Source organism: Psychrobacter sp. 1Y1 (genome assembly GCF_051847395.2).
Classification (GTDB): Bacteria; Pseudomonadota; Gammaproteobacteria; order Pseudomonadales; family Moraxellaceae; genus Psychrobacter.
Map to the genome: position 1 here is coordinate 230,404 of NZ_JBPYDF020000001.1, position 15,976 is coordinate 246,379.

The 15,976-nt window shown below is 39.6% G+C and carries 13 protein-coding genes; 2 read left to right on the plus strand and 11 right to left on the minus strand.

Annotated features, from left to right (window positions below; genetic code table 11):
• The first annotated feature begins 202 nt into the window (after positions 1-202).
• Positions 203-739: a hypothetical protein gene (locus ACS8FA_RS14970; RefSeq protein ID WP_439264658.1), complete on the plus strand. Its 537-nt coding sequence runs from the start codon at positions 203-205 to the stop codon at positions 737-739.
• Positions 740-741: 2 nt separating this feature from the next.
• Here the strand turns inward: ACS8FA_RS14970 and ACS8FA_RS14975 are convergent, their stop codons facing one another.
• The 3 genes from ACS8FA_RS14975 to fmt form a co-directional block, all read right to left on the minus strand.
• Positions 742-2,088, minus strand: coding sequence for a KAP family P-loop NTPase fold protein (locus ACS8FA_RS14975; RefSeq protein ID WP_439264656.1), 1,347 nt, complete (start codon positions 2,086-2,088; stop codon positions 742-744).
• Positions 2,089-2,168: 80 nt separating this feature from the next.
• Positions 2,169-3,770: a transcription antitermination factor NusB gene (locus ACS8FA_RS14980; RefSeq protein WP_439264654.1), complete on the minus strand. Its 1,602-nt coding sequence runs from the start codon at positions 3,768-3,770 to the stop codon at positions 2,169-2,171.
• Between the two features lie 66 nt (positions 3,771-3,836).
• Positions 3,837-4,907 (minus strand): methionyl-tRNA formyltransferase, encoded by a 1,071-nt coding sequence (gene fmt, locus ACS8FA_RS14985; RefSeq protein WP_439264652.1) that lies wholly within the window; start codon positions 4,905-4,907, stop codon positions 3,837-3,839.
• A gap of 327 nt (positions 4,908-5,234) precedes the next feature.
• Here fmt and ACS8FA_RS14990 point away from each other — a divergent pair, with 327 nt between their 5' ends.
• The gene (locus ACS8FA_RS14990) at positions 5,235-7,988 is read left to right on the plus strand and encodes a response regulator (RefSeq protein WP_439264650.1); all 2,754 of its coding nucleotides are present in this window, start codon (positions 5,235-5,237) and stop codon (positions 7,986-7,988) included.
• Positions 7,989-8,093: 105 nt separating this feature from the next.
• Here the strand turns inward: ACS8FA_RS14990 and ACS8FA_RS14995 are convergent, their stop codons facing one another.
• The 8 genes from ACS8FA_RS14995 to rpmH form a co-directional block, all read right to left on the minus strand.
• Positions 8,094-8,768 carry a riboflavin synthase gene (locus ACS8FA_RS14995; protein ID WP_439264649.1) on the minus strand — a complete coding sequence of 225 codons (675 nt, stop codon included), beginning with the start codon at positions 8,766-8,768 and terminating at the stop codon, positions 8,094-8,096.
• A gap of 431 nt (positions 8,769-9,199) precedes the next feature.
• Entirely contained in the window at positions 9,200-10,255 is a 1,056-nt protein-coding gene (gene ribD, locus ACS8FA_RS15000) for a bifunctional diaminohydroxyphosphoribosylaminopyrimidine deaminase/5-amino-6-(5-phosphoribosylamino)uracil reductase RibD (protein WP_439264647.1), read from the minus strand.
• A 113-nt stretch (positions 10,256-10,368) separates the two neighbouring features.
• The gene (gene nrdR, locus ACS8FA_RS15005; RefSeq protein ID WP_057762240.1) at positions 10,369-10,827 is read right to left on the minus strand and encodes a transcriptional regulator NrdR; all 459 of its coding nucleotides are present in this window, start codon (positions 10,825-10,827) and stop codon (positions 10,369-10,371) included.
• 86 nt (positions 10,828-10,913) lie between these two features.
• Complete coding sequence (gene mnmE, locus ACS8FA_RS15010) at positions 10,914-12,302, minus strand: tRNA uridine-5-carboxymethylaminomethyl(34) synthesis GTPase MnmE (RefSeq protein WP_439264721.1); 1,389 nt, start codon at positions 12,300-12,302, stop codon at positions 10,914-10,916.
• Positions 12,303-12,582: 280 nt separating this feature from the next.
• Positions 12,583-14,265, minus strand: coding sequence for a membrane protein insertase YidC (gene yidC / locus ACS8FA_RS15015; RefSeq protein ID WP_160021025.1), 1,683 nt, complete (start codon positions 14,263-14,265; stop codon positions 12,583-12,585).
• A gap of 215 nt (positions 14,266-14,480) precedes the next feature.
• Positions 14,481-14,861, minus strand: a complete 381-nt coding sequence (gene yidD / locus ACS8FA_RS15020; protein WP_439264645.1) for a membrane protein insertion efficiency factor YidD — start codon at positions 14,859-14,861, stop codon at positions 14,481-14,483.
• A gap of 1 nt (position 14,862) precedes the next feature.
• Positions 14,863-15,234 (minus strand): ribonuclease P protein component, encoded by a 372-nt coding sequence (rnpA, locus tag ACS8FA_RS15025; protein ID WP_404693280.1) that lies wholly within the window; start codon positions 15,232-15,234, stop codon positions 14,863-14,865.
• Between the two features lie 179 nt (positions 15,235-15,413).
• The gene (gene rpmH, locus ACS8FA_RS15030) at positions 15,414-15,548 is read right to left on the minus strand and encodes a 50S ribosomal protein L34 (RefSeq protein ID WP_007394757.1); all 135 of its coding nucleotides are present in this window, start codon (positions 15,546-15,548) and stop codon (positions 15,414-15,416) included.
• Positions 15,549-15,976: the final 428 nt, after the last annotated feature.

Sequence of the window (15,976 nt, forward strand, 5' to 3'; positions counted from 1 at the left end):
AAAGAATCATATTCATTTAAAATAGAAAAAGAGTAGCATATATTTAGCGACAAACTCTATTAAATAGACGGTCTATACTGTTTTGTGAATAAAATCTACCAACCTCTACTACAAGTATTGAAAAACCACCGATAAGTCATAGCTCTTTTATAGAAGAATAAGATAATATGAGCCTAAAATTTAAACGATTACAGGTAGTCTAATGTCTTATAAGTCAGAATGGGTAGCAATACTAGCTAATTTTAAGACTAAAATAAATGCATATCTAGCTAACCCAAACAGTATCACTGTTAGAGATTTAGAAGAAGTTCAAAATGAATTTATAGCTTTCGTAGATGGTTATTCTGTACTACTAAGCAATGATGCTTGCAATACACAAGCGATAGACGCATTTAACCAAGTGTATTTGGATAGAAGCAATACAGTATCTGATAATGATACGATAAGTAAATTACAAACATTGATTGACAGTTTTGATACTGCTATCACTCACAATAAGGAAGAAAAAATGACTACAAACTATAATGTTAGTGGAAATGCTCAATTTGGTAATAACAACAGTCAAACCAATACTCATAACGCCACTGATATTAACATCAATCTACAGACCTTAATCAATGAGATTGAAAAAAGTGGCGATCCTGAAGCAAAAAGCAAACTACTTGATCTTCTTAATAACGGGACTATTGCAAACATTTTGGGAGTGACAGCTGCGGAAGCCGTCAGGTTTTTTAGCTAAATCTAATAGTCTTCGAAAGACTCTAAACGTTGAACCAAACTCATTAGGACTTTGTTTTGATTTCGTCCTATGAAACCAGCAAAGTTATTATAGAAACTTGCTTCTTGAGAACCATGCTCAGATTCTTGAAAGCCATCAATGGTAAGGAAACTAAGCTTAAGAAGGTTCTGAAGCGTTTCAATATTAAAGTCATCCTGCCCTCTAACTTCTAAAGCATTCTCAACTAAGTCTGTATAGGTAGCAGTGTTGTTTCTTATTTTAGAAATTAAATGCCCATTTTTTACTTTAAGTATGCTTATAAAAACCATTAAAAACATTTTAGGATACAAGTTATCAAAATTAGTATTTAAGCTAGCTAAAAGATACTTATAATTCTGCAGAGCTTTATTTAACTGTCTATAGGACAGGTCGTAACGAATCGAAAGTAGTAGAAACAGTTCATATGAACTATTCATAGAACTAGACGGACGTGTAGGTAGTCCTATAAAATCTACTTGATTATAAAAGTATTTTCTACGGTTACTACTATTAGATAAATCAGCTTTTGGCAGTCTAGTCGGATAGTCGATGAATTTTTGTAAATAGGTGTGAGCATCTATGTTCTGACCGTATACCTTTTTAATAGATTCTTCTAACTGTTCATGATGCATAGATAGAACAAAAACGACCCCTTCTACTAAAAATAAGTGCTTTATCTTTTCTAATATCTCAACAGCGAAGCTAGGCTTACATCTATCTAGTTCATCAATTATGATAATAAGAGGTATATCTTGATTTGAAGCTTGAGTTGCAAGTTGTGATAGGGACTTTTTAAAATCTCTAAACACTTCTTTCTTTTTCAATGCTTGTTCAAAAGCATTGTCTAATGAAAAATTTAAATTATCCTTAATAATTTTAGCAATATCAAATGGTTGATTCTCGTTATCTACTAGCTTTTCCTGAAGACTTGAGTCTATATTGATAGGTGAGGTTTTTGCTATTATAGCTTGTAGAAGGTGATAAGTGTTCTTAGACTTGTTTAGATAATCCTCTTGTGCAGTAAGACCATTTACCTTAGCATAGTTGTATATCTCAATAGCTAAAGATAGAAACACATCTTCTATATAGTCATATTCAAACGCATCAAAATAAATGGAGGCAATGTCTTTGTTCTCCATATGCTTTTGCCACATTTTTACAAAAGTTGTCTTACCTTCACCCCACTGTCCGCTAAGACCTATAACTACTTCACCTTGTTTATTATTCTCAACGATATTCGTAAGTTGGATAGCAAATCCCTTGCGTTCCAACCAATCATTTGCAAAAGGATCAGCATCATTAACTTCGACGTTATGTCTTCTTAATTCCATTGCCTCATCCTTAAAGTCTTAATGCACAGGTTCTATCAAATTAAAATATTAGTTACATTAGCTCTTTGCTACGCTACGGTTTATTCAGCAGTTTTTTGTAGCAACGCATAATAAAAACCATCGCCGCTTGCGCTATCAATTGGCAAGCACTGACGACCGATTGCTTGTTCGATACCCCAGTTGCAATCTTCGGTAAACTCAATCACTACTGCATCATTATGATGAGTGATAAAGTCCTGCATTTGCTCAACGTTTTCTTGCTTTAAGATAGAACATGTCACATACAACAGATAACCACCAGCTTTGAGTTGTGGCCATAAGTTATGCAAGATATCTGCTTGCAACAGTGCCGTTTGCTCGATGTCTTCTTCAGTACGTAAGATACTGATATCTGGATGACGGCGAATCACGCCAGTCGCAGTACAAGGAGAGTCCAATAATATCGCATCAAATACGGGTTCATTTGTCGCCGCTTTTTTATTTTTTCCATGCTGCCATCTGGTCGCATCTGCACAGACGATATTAAGTGCAATGCTGTTATCTGCTTGCTGCAAATCATGCTGACTTAAATTTAGGCGCTGTAAATTCTCACGAATACGCTCGATACGTGGTGCTTCGTTATCGATAGCTGTTACTTTGATGTTGGTATTTTCAGGCGACGTTTCAGATGATATCTCATTATTGTCTTGTTTCACGTGAAACAACGATGACTGGTCGTTAGCACTTATAAGCTCTAACCAATGAGCAAGCTTACCACCAGGGGCTGCACAAGCATCTAGAATATGTATCTCTTTCCCAACACTATCACTGTCAGTATCGTCAGCACTTTTACTTTCAACGCTGAGCTTAGCCATCAATGCTTGATTAATAATCGGTGCAGCTAGTTGCGCATGCATATCTTGAACGCTAGCTGTTCCTAAAGCAAAATCAGGCAAAGCGTTAACGGCAGTGCTTTGATGTAGTCTAAGACTTTTGGTTGATAGCGTGGTGGAAGTGGCAGACCCTGATGAGTTTGCTACCTTAAAACCAGTCGTTAGCTCAACGATATCTGCATCAATTTCTGCGCCATCCAATGCATGCTGATAATCCTCTACCGAAGTAACCGCCGAATTCACTCGTAAAAACATCGGGGCTGGTTGGCGCAAGCCTTGTGTCAGCTCATCATACTGTTCGCTCCAATCTTGTTTAAGCTGATAAGCGAGCCAATTCGGTAGACTATGCTTTTTATCGCATTTCTTACGGAATTTGCTTGGATTCTTGGCGACTTTACGCAAAATAGCATTTACTAAACCAGTTGAATGAGCGAACTCAATTTCTTTGGCAGCTTCAACGGTTTCGTGAATTGCAGCATGGTCAGCCACTTCTAAATATAGCAACTGCACTAAACCTACTTGAATGGTCGTACGAACCTCAACTTCATCAATAGGGTTGTCTGCTAAGCTATCGAGCAAACGTGCCAACGCATGCCACTGGCGCAATGTCGTGAGCAGTAATGCATGGGCAAAGCCTTTATCACCATCGTGCAGACTGTTTAGCAATGGATCAAGGACGCTTGAGAGCGACTGACCGTTTTGGATAGCCAGTAAGGTACGAATCACACGCACGCGTACGCTGCCATTCATAATAAGATTGCTTGATGGTTTAAGCTTATTGTTTCTAGGCGCAGTACTGTTTTGTCTCATTAAATTTCATTTCCTTGACGTATAATCGATAGCGTCTTGTGCAAGTAGGTTAAATATAAGTAAAAGTTATTTTGATTCTGACGTAAATTGATCGCCGTCATTTAATTGGTTGCCGTGGCAAACTTGTTCAGCAGTCATCGGCTTGCCACCAGCAAACTGTAAATGAGTAATGGCTAAAGTAGTAGCCGACGACTCGGTATAATTATCCTTACCACAAGCGACTAAAATCGCTTTACGTCCGACACTGATAACCGTTCCAGCAGGTTTATTCGTTTGCTGCGATGTATTTACAGGTAAGCTAGCCAACACTTTGACGCGCTGCCCTGCTAGGAAAGTATAAGCACCCGGCCATGGTGTCAGCCCACGAATTTGGCGTTCAATAGCGGCAGCAGGCTGCGACCAATCAACTTCGCCTTCGGTTTTGACCAGCTTTTCAGCGTAGTTGGCTTGACTATCATCTTGAGCGATAGCTTGAGCTTGATAAGCAGCTAAATCTTTTAGCACCGTACTAATGGCTGTCGCACCAAGTGCAGCCATCTTATCATGTAGGCTAGCAGCGGTATCATCAGAGGCAATACTTTCGCTAACTTTATAAAGCATGTCACCCGTATCAAGACCTTTGTCCATCTGCATAATGGTAATGCCGGTCTCATCGTCTCCGGCCAAGAGTGCTCGATGGATAGGTGCAGCACCGCGCCAGCGTGGCAACAGTGAAGCGTGAATATTCAAGCAACCATGAGTAGGCGTCTCTAATACACCGATAGGTAAAATCAATCCGTAAGCGGCGACAATCATCACATCTGGTTGGTAGGTGCGCAGGGTTTGCCTAGCAGCTAGCCCTTCTGCACTAGACTTTTTAAAAGTGACTGGTTGCTCTACAGCGATATCATGTGCCAATGCAACTTCTTTTACCGCAGATGCTGACAGCTTTTGACCACGACCTGCTTTACGATCAGGCTGCGTATAAACAGCAACTATCTCTATATTCAGCGCTTCTTGCTGATTAATTAACGATTCAAGGCTAATAGCAGCGAATTCAGGTGTACCCGCAAATACTACCCTTAATCGGTTAGTAGTTGGGTTATCATGGTCAGTAAGCGAGTTGGATGTATCAAAGGTAGGAGCAGTTGTAGTCATAATCATGCATTATATAAGGTTTATTTGTTCATTATAGGTGAGTTTACGGCGCAGTGCCATGATTGTAATGACCTCACTTCATGATAACCAATGACATTATTTGCCTTTATAATATCAAGGACATCGAACGTTCTATTTATATCTTTTACAAAACAATTTGGTGTTAATAACCACTCTCTGTAAACAGTAAGCCGTTATTCTGCTATAAATAGAAGGTAACACTAAAAATGTTAGACAATTCAACTGTCGTATAATTCACCTACTATATGTAGAAACCTCATTTTTATTTCACTATATTCTTTCGTGTCGAGATAGGGCCACGCTTTCATGCAACAGTTTCAGTCCTTACAGCGCTTATTGATTTTCTATACCTTGTCTCTCACGGTTATGTTACTGCTGTACTATGTCACACTGTTTGATGGGATAAAAAAACATAGTGAGCAACATAGCATAGATACTTTTTATTCCCTACAGCACAGTATTATTGAGCATGCAGCACCTGTAGATAGTGAAATAAAAAAAATCTTAGAACAACCTACTTTTGATCAACTGAGTTATCAGCTGATTTTGATGATGCCTTCTGGGCAAACCTATATTCATCATAATACTCGTCCTAATGAATCTGCTTTTTCTACCGTTGCTTTCCCTACCATCGGTACATCAGCTTCTAGCAGCAGCGACCATAGCTCCTATACAGTTAATAGCAATGAACTAACAGGAATCATTACTCTAAGAAGCGGACACCAGATTTATATCGTATTACGCCACGAACCTTTTGTTGTTGACTGGATATCTTACCGTTATTGGCTTCCTTTGATGGTCGCCATCATACTATTCTTCATGGCATTGCTCTATATGCTTAATCGTCGCACTAACTGGGAGCAGTTACTGGTTTATACGGATAATTTGAGTAGCCGCGCAAAAGAATCTTATACGCCGCCGCCGTTTTTACAAAAGAAATCTACTACAGAGTTCATGCTGTTAGGTCATGCATTAAGTCGCGTCAGCTACCAACTACATAATGACTATCGGCGTATAAAAACATTGACTCATCGCTTAGAACGCTTGGTTGATCAGGCACCCTTACCGATGTTGATGAGTATACGACATGGTCAAATTAGTTTCTATAATCAGCGTTTTGAGCAAGTATTTACCCCTTCTACACAGAGTGAACAGAGCTATGAGCTGACTGATTTCGTTGAAGGGAAAGACGAGGCCACTCAAATACTGTTAAAAACCATCTCAAATTTACGCGTTACTCGCACACTGATAGTTTATGGCTTGGAGAACAAACAAGCCTACCAACTACACGCAACACCCTGGTTTGGTGAACATGGACAAGTTCACGGTTTTACTGTGATTTTTAATAATGTTGATGAAATTTTCCATCAATCTGAACAACTACAGCTGCACAACCAACAACTGCAATTACAAATTGATGAATCAAACGAAGCCCAAGCATTTATAGGTCGTAAGTTAAGGTTACCACTAGAGAAGATAATTGATTCGTTGGAACCCATCGACCCTTTAACATTGACAGCTCAAGGCAAAAAAACTCTAAATACATTGATTACAACCAGTCAAAGCATGTTGACTGTGCTCAATGAGACGCTAGCAACAGAGGAAGTTGAAGTCAGAAAAACACGTCTAAGTATCGAAACGGTTGATATTTATAAGGTAAGCAAAGAGGTTAGCAATTTAGTCACAAAAGAAATAAGACAACAAGGGTTAGAATTAATTTATTTCTTTGCGCCGGACTGTCCTCGTTACATCGAAACTGATTACATTCGACTGCACCATATCCTATTAAACTTATTGAAAAACGCTATTAGTTTTACAACATCAGGCTATGTCGCGCTCACTGTTGATCGTATACCTGAAGATAAAGTAACGCGAATAAGTAATCAGGATTTAACTCCTAACAATGACACGACAGTGCCTGCGCAGACATCTTATTGGATTCGATTTAGCGTAAAAGACACTGGAGTAACTATTACTCCTGAGAGACAAAATCAATTAGTCAATATCTTGAATCAAAGCAATCATAACTTAGTTGAAGACAGTAATATTGGCTTGAGTGATGCCAATAGCTTTGCTCAGTTACTCGGCGGTTTTATCGAACTAAGTAATACGGTGGATAAAGAGACGATATTTAGCCTCTACCTTCCTTATCCTCATACCACTTATCAATCGGTATATCATCGTTGTTCGCAGCTGCCCCATATTCACCTTATCGCTATCATCAATCAGCCTCTAGTTGCTGAACATTTACAACGTTTGTGCGAGTACTTAACGATATCCGTGACTATCTACAGCACTTTAGATAGAGCCACTGTACAGCAGCTAAAAAATAAATTAAAACAAGATGAGCAAACCATCATTCCTGTCTTGTTATTAGATTATGAATACAGCGAATCCATCACCTTATCAGCTCATGCGAGCAACAAGTATAGCGAGCAACAAGAAGTGTTAAACGACCTAGTCGCTACGCCTTCACTACCAAAGATATTACTTAGCATGAAACTTGAAAGGCATATACCCTCTATTTTACTAGGCCAATATGATGGATTTTTGACCAAACCCTTGGACGCAAGTTTATTACTTTCTGAACTGCTACGCTTAACCTTGTTTGCAAGGAAAACATTAAACATACTGGTCAAACATCAATATGACAGCAGTCTATCTTTTGTAGAAGATACACCTAAGAAAGAAATCTTGTCTCCACTGATTTTGGTCGTAGAAGACAGTCCTACTAACCAAAAGATAGCCTGTAAGATGTTAAGTAAACTTGGTTATCGTAGTATCGTTGCAGAAGATGGACAGCAAGCACTCGAGAAACTCAAAAGCCAACGTGAAGAGATCTCTTTGATTTTGATGGACTGCCGAATGCCCGTTATGGATGGCTTACAAGCCACACAAGTGATTCGTTCACAAGGCGATAAAATACCGATTGTGGCGCTAACTGCGAATAACACAGAAGAAGATCGCGAGGCTTGTATGCAAGTAGGTATGGACAAGTTTTTATCCAAACCCATTAGTAAGAAAGACTTAGAATCCGTTTTGCAGAGTTTTATACAATAAATCTCTAGTGCAAATAAAAAATACCCTATCGATATCACTTAATCAAAGTAATATCGATAGGGTCAAAAACTTGGTACGAGGATAATATTTCGGTAAGCTTAATTGTTATTTCATAAACCCATTATCGGCCAAAAATGCTTCTGTGATTTGGCTTTGCGGGCTTGACGCATTCATACCCCCAGATTGAGATTTATTTAGTAGACGTTCTAGATAACGAGCCACGATATCTACTTCAATATTCACTTTGTTGCCTACTAACCAATGCTTAGCGATATTCGTCACTTGAGCAGTATGCGGAATGATATTTAGAGAGACAATATTGTCACGCACTAAATTGGTCGTTAGGCTAATACCATCTACTGTGATAGAGCCCTTGGTCGCTGTATAGTGTGCTAGCTCTTGCGGTACCTCAATCTCAATATAGATAGAACGGGCATCTTGTTGTAATTTACTAACTACCCCTACTCCATCTACATGACCAGCTACTATATGACCACCAAAACGTGTTGTCGGTAGCATGGCTTTTTCTAGATTGACCGTATGACCTGCTTTTAACCCTTCTAATGCTGTTCTAGCAATAGTTTCACGTGAGACATCAACAGAGTAGTAGTTGCTTCCGAGCTCCACCACAGTTAAACAAATACCATTTGATGCAATAGAGTCGCCTAGCTTCACGTCACTGAAATCCAAGTCATCAGACTCTACTGTCAAACGTATGTCACCGCCTGTCGCCTGCATCGATTTAACTTTTCCAACGCTTTCTATAATTCCAGTAAACATATTATCCTCATCTCATTACTGTATTGCCTTCGTAGGCGAATATTTTAGTTTATCAAATCATCTATCAATTCTTTATCACAATTTGCTCAAATAGCTGACAGTAAAACATAAATAAATTTGACCTTTAATAGGATAGATTGTGGATAAGTAGGGATAAATCAATAGAGGTATAGCTAGAAGTCGCTATAAACACATAGTTATCCACAACAAATAAAAATTTCACATGGTACATACTCATCTAAAAAACAAATTGTAAGTTATTGATTTGAAGAAATATTTATTAAAATACTTAAAATAAAAACAGCTACTCTGTTTCATGTGAAACAAAGTTATACACAGTTCCATGTGAAACACGTGAATTAATGATTATTTTATCCACATTCTAAGCTTACTTTTATATTTTGTGGACAACCTACTTATACGAAGAATATTTATAAAGGTAATAGGGTTAATTTGAGATCTGGACCAAGCTGCTGATAATCTTCTATATCAAACCGTAACTGCTGAGCAAGAGACATAGGGTTGAAATCAACCATTGGACGTGCCTGTCTACCAAGTAAACAAGGTGCTTGATACACGATTAACTCATCTACCAACTGTTGACTCAAAAAGCTACCTGCAACGCTAGCACCTGCTTCTACCAACACGTCATAGCATTGATGCTCATTAACCAGTTTCGCCAACAACGTCGACAAATCGTCTTCATGCCAATAGATAGTATCTGGATGCCGGCACAGCTGATAATCAGACTGCAGGCTGTGCTTTAAACGCTGACGCCTATCAAGTATGACTATTTTGGGATTAGGTATTTTTTCAGGTGGCATTCCCAACTGTTCTGAGCGCACATTGAGCTGCGAGTTATCAGTTATTACAGTTTCACTACCTGTAATAATCGCACCACTTTGTGCTCGTAGTTTTTGTACATCTTCGCGAGCAGCTGTCGAGGTAATCCACTTTGATTCACCAGATGCCATCGCTGTACGACCGTCTAGACTGGTTGCTATTTTCAATCGTACATAGGGCATTTTAGTACGCATGGCTTTTAGAAAACCACGGTTTAGTGCCTCTGCCTGCTCTGTCAGGACACCGACCGTTACCTCAATACCAGCTTGTTCTAATAGTTTCACACCGCGACCTGCGACCTGCGGATTTGGATCTAGACCTGCAATCACAACGCGCTTCACCTTAGCGGCAACCAGCGCCAACGCACATGGCGGTGTACGTCCCGTATGACTACATGGCTCTAATGTAACGTAAGCAGTTGCCCCTGCTGCCTGTGTACCAGCCTCTTTAAGTGCAAACACTTCTGCATGTGGCTCACCAGCTTTAGGGTGAAACCCTTGACCAACAATCTGCTCTGCCTGAACAATAACGCAGCCTACTGCAGGATTGGGTCGAGTAGTATATAAACCGCGCTTCGCTTGTTCGATAGCAAGCATCATAAAGTAGCGGTCTTGTGCATCTTGAGCATGGCTTTGAGTAGACATAAGGCTAGGCTTAATAAATGATTAAGGGTTCTATATAAGAAAATAAGGTTTGAAAGCTGATTGGTAATTAGAAATTACTTATCAACTAAGGATTACTTAAAAGCTTGCTTCACTTACTTCTCATTTGGACGAATATTGGCAATTTCTTGATGAAATGCATCGATATCTTGAAAGTCGCGATACACACTGGCAAAGCGTACATAAGCGACATCATCCAAAGTTTTGAGCTCACTCATGATGATTTCACCCAAGACCTTACTACTGATTTCTCGCTCACCCATCTGCCTAACACGCTTTTCAATACGACTAATCATCGCCTCTTGTTCATCGATAGTGATAGGACGCTTTTGTAAGGGTAGTAAAATAGAACGGCGCAGCTTTTCATTGTCGTAAGGTTCAATCTTGTTGCTTGATTTGATAATCCTTGGCATAACAACTTCTACCATCTCAAAAGTCGTAAAACGTTCTTGGCAGCTGTTACACGAACGGCGTCGACGCACTTGTGCCCCTTCCGCAGCAAGACGTGAGTCAATAACCTTGGTCTCTGACGCATTACAGTACGGACAGTGCATAGCATTTCCTTATTTTACGATTGAGAATAAGAGCAGTATTTTAAAGATAGATAATTTATCAAATAATAAAGAACACCGTTTATCCGTTATTTACCAATACAAAAGCTACCAAATATTTTACCCAATAAGTCATCGGCACTGAACTCACCTGTTATTTCACCCAAGCTCTGCTGTGCCTGACGTAAGCTATCAGCAACCAACTCACCTGCTTCAAATACGGTTAATTGTTCATGAGCTTCTGCCAAGAAATTAGCAGTTCGTCTAAGCGCGTCGAGATGTCTGGTACGAGCAATTAAGCTATTCTCTGGTGGATGAAAGCCTACTTTCTCACATAGCGCTTCAACCAAATTATCGATACCAACATCTGTTTCACATGAAACATTAACTTGCTGATAGCCTCTATTTTTGATTTCAGCTTGGGTCACAGCCGCACTTTCTTCTTTATCATTATCGCTCAATAAGTCGCTTTTATTAGCAATGATTAATAAGCGTTTAGCTTCTGGCAGTTCACCAAATAACTGTTCAGCAAGCTGTAACGGTGTGCTTTCTTCTTCAACATCGCGAGTCACATCGTAGACCATCAGTAGCATATCAGCCTGCGTGATGGCAGTACGGGCACGCTCAATTCCGATACGTTCCACAGTGTCTTCTGTCTCGCGTAGGCCTGCTGTGTCGGTCAGATGTAGCGTCAAACCATTGAGCACAACTGTCTCTTGCAGCGTATCACGTGTAGTACCAGCGACATCAGTCACGATAGCACGCTCTTGTCCTGCAAGACGGTTGAGCAAGCTAGATTTGCCTGCGTTTGGCCTACCTGCTAGCACGACATGGATACCATCGCGCAAAAGCTGACCTTGCTTTGCCGTTGCTAAGACTTGTTGTATCTTATCTTGCGCTTGCTCAAGTTTGCTTTGTATGACGCCATCAGACAAAAAGTCCACATCCTCTTCATCAGGGAAATCAATCGCTGCTTCAACATGTAAACGAAGATGAATGAGTTGTTCTAATAACTGGTTAATTTTTTGTGAAAACTCACCGCTTAGTGAACGAATTGCACTACTGGCCGCGGCAGCACTGGTCGCATCAATCGCATCGGCAATTGCTTCTGCCTGCACCAAGTCCAACTTATCATTATCAAAAGCACGGTAAGAGAACTCTCCTGCACTTGCTTGCTTAGCACCTAGCTCAAATACCCGCGCGAGCAACTGGTTTTGTAAAATAACACCACCATGCCCTTGCAGCTCAATAACGTCCTCGCCTGTGAAGGAATGCGGACCTTTGAAGAATAATACCAATCCCTCATCGATGACAGTGCCATCAGCCTGATAAAAACGACAAAAGCTGGCCATTCGCGGCGTAAAAGCAGACTTACCTGTTAACGCACATGCCATATCGTAAGCACGGCTGCCTGATAGACGTATGACACCCACACCCCCTCGCCCGAGTGGCGTTGCAATCGCAGCAATTGTGGCCAATCCAGATGTATTAGACTTTTCAGAAGAATTAGGTACGGCTAATGCTGTCTCTAAGGAATCCACAATGACTCTCAATGTTTAAAAGCTCCATTATAGACGTCTGGACTCATACTGACAAAGCAAACTTTGAAAGGTAGCCGCAGCAGACATATTTTCGTTTCAATATTTATAAACTGTGGATAATGTTGATAAGCTGTGGATAACATTTACTATTTATCCACCATCTATAAAAAAACCACCGCTTGCGCGATGGTTTTTTATATTTCTGACAAAGAATTAATTAATCGACCACTTTTACCGTACGACGCTTCTGCTCTTCATCTACTTTCTTATTGACGATATATTGCTGAGTCATACTAAACAAGTTGTTGACTGTCCAATATAAAACCAAACCTGCTGGGAAGAATAGCATGAACGCAGTAAAGATAATCGGCAAGAACTTCATGACTTTTGCTTGCATCGGATCTGCTGGCTGCGGGTTCAACTGCTGCTGTACAAACATCGACGCACCCATTAGCAACGGCAAGATAAACCATGGATCCATCGCTGATAGATCTTGAATCCACAAAATCCATGGTGCATGACGCAGCTCGACACTCTCTACCAATACCCAATATAAGGCTAAGAAAATCGGCATCTGCATCAAGATTGGCAAGCAACCTGCCATCGGATTGACTTTTTCTTCTTTGTATATCGCCATCATCTCTTGCGACATTTTCATACGATCATCGCCATGCTCTTCTTTAAGCACTTTGAGTCTTGGCGCAATGGCACGCATTTTAGCCATCGAGTAGTAGCTCTTATTAGAGAACCACATCAAGGCAATTTTTACTAAGATAGTCAGTAAAATAATTGACCAACCCCAGTTACCAACAACCTTATGCACACCTTCCAAGATAGCAAACAAGACCTTTGATATTGGCCACAGCAGACCATAATCAACTGTTTTGTTAAGGCCTACCGCAACGTCTTTTAGCTCAGACTGAACTTTTGGACCTGCATACAGTGTTGCATTCAAGGTAACTTGCTTATTTGGTGCCACATTCACTGGTTGGCTATTGAAGCCGATAAAGTAATCACTACCTGTTTCACGAGTGAAGAATTTGCCAGTGAAGTTTTCAGGTGTCCAAGCAGATACGAAGTAATGTTGTACGATACCAACCCAGCCTTTATCGCTAGTGGTCGTCAACTCGCCGTCACTAAAGTCACCAAATTTCAGCTTATTATAAGGATCATCTGGTGTGCCCCAAGCGCCGCCTAAATAAGTCGCCATGCTCAGCGCGCCTTTATCAGACATGCCAGGATCTTTACTATCATCACGCTTTAACTGTGCAAACATCTGACCTTGCCAAGCATTGGTAGACGCGTTTTGAATCTGATAACTAATATCGATTGGATATTTATTTTCAGTGAAAGTGAAAGTCTTGGTAATCGTCACGCCGTCTTTCTTATAAGTAAGCGGCACTGACAACGTTTGCTGTCCATCTTCCATCACATAATTGTTAGCAGTATGGTTATAAGTCGCTCTGCCTTCTGCTGTATCAATACCGTTCTGACCAATAAGTCCAGATTGAGCCACATACACACGGTTACTGTTGTTTTCTAACAATACGAAAGGCTTATCGCTATCGAGCGTTGCGTCATACTGCTTGAGAGCAGCATAAACAATATCACCACCTTCTGGATTGATTTTTATATCATAGCGATCAGTTGTTACCGTGATTAGACCAGCGTTTTTCGCAGGAGTCGCTGTCACAGCACTATTATCCACAGGTAATGTCTGTACCGGGATATCACCTGCTGCACCAGTAGTAGAAGGAATGTCAGCACCTACCGAACTCGTAGTTTCTGGCACCGCATCTACAGCTGGAGCATCGGCATAATCATCTCGCCATGCCAAAATCAGCAGATAAGCGGTAATTAGCATCGCAATGATGATCATCACCCGAAATATCTTTTGCATAAACCTTTCCTAGATTAAAAAATTAGGGAATGAAAAATTAGGGCATGTGTCATGACTGTACTACACAGCTGTCCTGTAACATTGCAACTGCATCAGTAGTCATTTACATAAAATGTGCATCATTTTACTAAAAATCTGTCTCAAATGATACCAAGAGTGTGGATAACTTGTGGGTAACTCAACAGAGTATCTATCTGAGACTAGAGAAAGCTACTTTATGTTGATTTCATCAAATAATTGAGCTGTGAAACATAGCTAGTATTGTCTCGATAGACACCCAAACCTTGGGTGTCAGTATTTGGTACATTAGTAAAAGATATATATTGATAGCTATAAGAAGCTAATGGTAAGGGTACAAAGTCTATGCCATGCCCACCTAAAGGGTGACACCTGCTAAGACGTTTTAACAGCAACCAACTACCCTTATGAGCGCCGTGCCATGTTAAAGCTTGTTTGCCATAATTTGAGCATGTCGGATAATAGCGACAACGAGCAGGTATTACAGGACTAACTATTTTTTGATAAAAAACAATTAAATTAAAAGCTATATTATAAAAAACACCTTTTTTAAATTTATTTTTTAATAAAAAATTCATTTTATTTTTTTTCTATTTTTTTAAAGATATTAATTATTTGATTTTTTAATTCTTTATTATCTATATCTTTAATAGATTTTTTAACAATAAAAACAATATCTTTATTTTCCATCTTAAAAGCTTTGGTACGGAACTCTTCACGCACATATCTTTTGATTAGATTACGAGCGACAGCAGTAGGTACTTTACGCTTGGTAATAGCCATACCGACTCGCGGCTGTGCATGCTCGTTGGCACGTACAAAAGCCATTAAATGACTCTGATGAATCTTGCGCTCAGGTGCGTCAAATACCTCACGGAAGGCTACAGGGGTAAGCAGGCGTTGCTGTTTAGTGAAACTAGCTGCAGGTGTATCTGATAGAGTATTGGACATAGTACAACCTAGTAGAATAACGATAGAAGAAATAATAACAAATTATAGAGACAAAAAAAGCGCCTATGTGGGCGCTTTTAATATATGGCTAAGTGTCAGTTGTGATGATTGACTATCGCAATCTATAAACAATAAGAACACAACAAGCACTATTAGCCATGCTTATCGCAATCTACTGATTATACAGTAAGGCGATGACGTCCTTTAGCGCGGCGACGAGCTAAGACCTGACGGCCTTTTTTAGTTGCCATACGAGCACGGAAACCGTGAGTACGTTTACGCTTGATCACGCTTGGTTGGAATGTACGTTTCATAACTCACCTATCAAAATAATGGACTAAATTCGTAATAACGGAGGATTATACCATTCAGTATAGTTTTGGTCAATAAACTAATTTGCTTTGTCCCTAAATAGGAAGTACCTCATACGAATCTAGTAAAGATATTTCCTTAGAAACATATTTCTAGTTAACCAAATTTTATAGTTATATATTCTATAATTTACAAAGTTATCCACAGGTTGGTTCAAACACTATAATAATAATTAATTAATATAAATATAGTATTGTTATTATTGGGACCATGATTATCTGTGGTTAAGTCTATTTTTCTTTTTATTATCAATTTACTAGGCTATGGGTAAGCCTGTGGATAAACTGTGGGTTAAATATGGATAACTAACTTATGAAAGTTATACACAAAACTATCCACAGTCTTATCCACAAAAAACAAGGTTTTATCC